General features: G+C 40.6%; 6 protein-coding genes. 1 reads left to right on the forward strand and 5 read right to left on the reverse strand.

Annotated elements, in window-relative coordinates; genetic code table 11:
* Positions 1-169 precede the first annotated feature (169 nt).
* Positions 170-661 carry a helix-turn-helix domain-containing protein gene (locus tag BWI97_RS27090; RefSeq protein ID WP_102203494.1) on the reverse strand — a complete coding sequence of 164 codons (492 nt, stop codon included), beginning with the start codon at positions 659-661 and terminating at the stop codon, positions 170-172.
* Positions 662-871: 210 nt separating this feature from the next.
* Entirely contained in the window at positions 872-1,957 is a 1,086-nt protein-coding gene (gene mobV / locus BWI97_RS27095; protein ID WP_158242901.1) for a MobV family relaxase, read from the reverse strand.
* A 268-nt stretch (positions 1,958-2,225) separates the two neighbouring features.
* On the opposite strand from mobV, the gene BWI97_RS27100 reads away from it, so the two are divergent.
* Positions 2,226-2,567 (forward strand): hypothetical protein, encoded by a 342-nt coding sequence (locus BWI97_RS27100; protein ID WP_102203496.1) that lies wholly within the window; start codon positions 2,226-2,228, stop codon positions 2,565-2,567.
* 331 nt (positions 2,568-2,898) lie between these two features.
* Here the strand turns inward: BWI97_RS27100 and BWI97_RS27105 are convergent, their stop codons facing one another.
* From BWI97_RS27105 to BWI97_RS27970, 3 genes are all read right to left on the reverse strand, one after another.
* Positions 2,899-3,261 (reverse strand): hypothetical protein, encoded by a 363-nt coding sequence (locus BWI97_RS27105; RefSeq protein ID WP_146011108.1) that lies wholly within the window; start codon positions 3,259-3,261, stop codon positions 2,899-2,901.
* Between the two features lie 67 nt (positions 3,262-3,328).
* On the reverse strand, positions 3,329-3,742 hold the full coding sequence (locus BWI97_RS27110; protein ID WP_102203498.1) for a hypothetical protein: 414 nt from the start codon (positions 3,740-3,742) through the stop codon (positions 3,329-3,331).
* 42 nt (positions 3,743-3,784) lie between these two features.
* Positions 3,785-3,961: a hypothetical protein gene (locus BWI97_RS27970; protein WP_158242902.1), complete on the reverse strand. Its 177-nt coding sequence runs from the start codon at positions 3,959-3,961 to the stop codon at positions 3,785-3,787.
* Positions 3,962-4,391: the final 430 nt, after the last annotated feature.

Consider the following 4,391-nt stretch of genomic DNA (forward strand, 5'->3'; position numbering starts at 1 on the left):
TAGTAAAATTTTTCATGATTGAATTATAAGGGTTATGTATATATCATTTTTTAGAAAAAGTTATCAAAAACCCCGAATGGCTTAGAGCTATCAATTCGGGGTTGTCGTACAGTTGTACGTGGTATGGCTTATCCCTAGGCGGTTGCTCCTCAGCAGAGCCGCTTACGTTTCAGCCAATATCTTTAATACGCTTCTTAGTTGAGCGTTGCTTCACATGTCCTACTAATTGCTTATCATACAGGGGTTTAGCTTCGTCTTCATGTTGTTCTGATTCAGAAATGTAAACCTTTGCATCAAAATGAGCGAACTTCTTAGCGTCGGCACTATCGCGCCATGCAATTTGAGCGTTGATTGCAAAGATGTTAGTATTACTTGATCTTAATACTGTTAGGGCTTTTTTTTCCTTTAAATACTTGATAGCCAGATATACAGTATTTTTATGAAGTCCTAAACTTTCTGCTATAGCCTGTTGACTCACCACTAAGGCATTCCTGTTGTCCATGTATTTTACTATCCAAAGGAAAACAGTCAATGCTGTAGAGTTTTCTTTCGTCATCTTCATTATCAAATCAAGATGATCGTCATAAAACTGGACGAAGTTTGCATTTACTCTTTTAATCTCGCCAGTTTCAAGGTCAATATTGTTCTTTTCGTGAGGCATATGAGGGATGTGATTAGCGTCACAAAAGTAAGTGACTGGATCACATTTCAAAGTGATTGTCCCACATTTTTAAGTGATTGTCGTACAAACGCATCACAATAAGCTGATGTGATTGCAATCACATTACTGATGTGATTGCAAAATACATAAACTACTGAAAATCAATTATTTATGTATGCGTACTCTCTATGTCTTACTAACACCATTATTTTACATCCTCATTCCCCTTCGTTTTTGCTCTGTTTTCTCCTGTTTTTGATCCATTTTCTGGATAGGCTCGGGCTTTTTCTCAAATTGAACGCTTTTACCGTCCGGGGTAAATTTCATTTTCAAGCCCTGAGCATCGAGCACTCGCTCGATGGTGGCGAGCTTTGTCTCGGCTGATGTATGTCTCCGGTTACCCCGTTCTTTGAGGACAGTAGCCGCACTACTCAGGTTATCCGATTTGAGCCGCTTTTCAGCCTCTCTAAGCGACTTTTCGTATTTGTCCTGCATCATTTGCCGTTCAGCGTCTAAAAACGTCGCTACGGCCTTTTCTGTGCGTTCCTTGAGTTCTCTGAGATAACCCGTCATATCCGTAGTTCGTTGAAGAACGGTAGGCGGCTTAAAATCAAGCGGTGGGACTTTTGGGAGATCCAATGCTGGATGGTAGTCAATCGAGCCTTTGCTGACCTCTTTGGCTACGCCGTAGTACTCCCGAATAGCCACGTGCCGGGCTTTAGACTTCTCTACGCCTCGTTGAAGCCCCAGCGGCTCCATTTTCTTGGCAAAACTGTCTTGTAGCTGTGCTAGGCGGCTTCTGTCGCCTCCGATCACGTCGCGGGCCGATAGCTTATTTCCCTTCTTGCCTTGGGTGATCGGTACGATAACCGCGTGAATGTGGGGCGTCTGCTCGTCCTTATGAACCGTGAAGTTGACCAGGTTGGCTTTACCAAAGTTTTCCTCAAGCCATTCTTTAGAGCGGGCTTCGAAGTTCTTCCATAGCTCCACGTTACCCCGTAAACCCACTTTACCCGAGGCATCTACCGTTTTCTGATAGTTAAACGCCTCCGGACTGGCCGTGAGTAGGAACTCTACGCCATAGACCCCGTTCGTCCGGATTTTCTCAATACCGGCTTGCTGGAGCCGGTTATTTATATCCCCCCATAAATCGCCGCTTCCAATTGGGCGGCTGTTATATCCCTGAAGCTGCTGATCAGCATTAGGTACCTCCATCTTCCGCTCGAGGTGGTTATTAAGCCCGCCGATACTTCCGGCAGATGTCAGCTTAGCCGTACGCATGATTGCAAAAGCCATAGGCAAAAAGGGTTGAGTGGAAAAGGGTGCAGGTTCTCCTGCCGAACGAACATTTTTTGGAATCCTTTGGAGCGTCAGCGGAGAAGGATTCCAAAAAATGTGGAGTGAGTCCTCTTTTATTCTAAAACCTTGCGGCAAACCTACTTTTTTTCCCTTGTATTTACTAAATCCCTACTCTAAAAAGAACTTAAGGGAAAAAAAGCTCATTTCAGGGCATATAAACGTTAATTAACGTTTATTTTAGCCTTGAAATACCAGTAAAACGCCTATGGAAACCATTACTTGCCTGCACTGTGGGAAAAAAGCTCAGATGCGAAAAAATGCCCGTTTCTGCTCGCCCAGTTGCCGGGTTAAACACTGTAGAACCAAGGCTCACATTAACTCAAAAGACGAGTCCGAGGAGATTGGTCTACTCAGGCAGGATCTGGAATACTTAGCGGGAAAGGTAGCCCTTTATGAACCTGATATGGATGGTTGCCGCAATATCATCGCGGCCAGGTACCTTACTTCTTTCGATCTGGCCCAAAATGCCCGGCGATATATCAATGGAGAATTACCTACAAAGCCAAGCACTGGAGAAATAGAATACTACAAACGGTTAAAGAAATAATGTACTAAAAAAAGGACATACATTTTTTCAAGTCTCTTTTTTAATCAACTGCGTCAATCAAAAAGGTCTACTTCAAAGAATGCAAGAACGACAGCATCTTTAAAGTAGACCTTGCACTTTCTCAAACGCGAAAATAGCCAATATAAACACTTGTATATCAATAAATTAAAAAACCCCTCCATTGGTAGAAGTAGACACATACACAAACAGCAGCGTTAGTAAAAGACTAAACTACCACACGGAGAGGGTTCTAAATTAAATCTCACTTTCTTATCCTTCGGCTAAGAGGTTTTCAGGCATAGACCACCCCAACTGTACGTAAAACTACATTTCAGTTTAAAAAAGAATCTCTAAATGGACTTGCTGAAATGACGTTCTGCTGATATTTTTCTAAATCATTAGTCAACTTTCTCATCATCTTTTCTTGATCCTCATATTCTGGAAATTGCCATTCAAGTCGATGTTTTCCAAAAAGTGGACTTTCCATTTTCCATTCAACTGTTAAGCTTCCAAAAGTCTGAACTAGGTTGAAAATCGTTTGTCCGCCTGTACTAGCACAGCCAACTGTTAATGAGTCTCCTGTTTGTCCTATTATACGTGAGTTTTGATGGCCTTCTAGTAGATAACCAATCAGAACTTTGTATTTATTAGCCATACCACCTTGTTTTCCTACTTGTATACTTTGCTGTGACATGTCGTAGAAAAACTTTATAACCACAAAGGCAATGATAACTGCTATGAATATTAGCATAGGAAAGGAATTAAAAATGAAACTTGGCTTCTAGCTGAAAGGTTGGAAAATCCAACATAAGAGCAGATGGTTTTTTATTCCTCACTGTGTCATATATGATTTTAGTAACATCTTGAAAATGTTGCTCTACGCTATTTCTAAATGCAGCTGTCTCGTATTTCATCATTATGAAAATGAACAGAGGCAAATCGCCTTGTGACTCTTTAACAATTTGGTTTGGGTCTGATTGATTTAATAAGCAACCACCAGCGAAACCCATTCGTTGAAATGCTTGAAGACGAGCCATAAAGATCATGAAGAAAACACCTTCCCAGTCTTCTTTGTGATTGACATATCCTGCTTGTTCATATAATTTTACGAATGCAGACGCTGTACTTCCAGGCGAGCCTGGGCCATTTTTAAGTAACCAGTTGAATAAACCCATTGCAATTTTTAATATAGTTGGTGTGGTTAATGCCTAAAAAACCTATCGAACATAATTTAAAATTGTCTCAGTATTGTCTTCAGCTTCAGATGCTGAATAGTAAGTGCTGTCTAATGTACTTTCAACTTCAGTTAATCTGTAATGAATAAATGCAACGTAAATTAGAAGAAGAGCCAATAATGCAATAATGACTTTTCCTTCGTTAGTAAAATTTTTCATGATTTGAATTATAAGGGTTATGTATATATCATCTTTTTTGAAAAAAGTTATCAAAAAACCCCGAATGGCTTAGAGCTATCAATTCGGGGTTGTCGTACAGTTGTACGTGGTATGGCTTATCCCTAGGCGGTTGCTCCTCAGCAGAGCCGCTTACGTTTCAGCCAATATCTTTAATACGCTTCTTAGTTGAGCGTTGCTTCACATGTCCTACTAATTGCTTATCATACAGGGGTTTAGCTTCGTCTTCATGTTGTTCTGATTCAGAAATGTAAACCTTTGCATCAAAATGAGCGAACTTCTTAGCGTCGCACTATCGCGCCATGCAATTTGAGCGTTGATTGCAAAGATGTTAGTATTACTTGATCTTAATACTGTTAGGGCTTTTTTTCTTTAATACTTGATAGCCAGATATACAGTATTTTATGAAGTC

The sequence above is a fragment of the Siphonobacter sp. BAB-5405 genome, from assembly GCF_002872335.1.
GTDB lineage: Bacteria > Bacteroidota > Bacteroidia > Cytophagales > Spirosomataceae > Siphonobacter.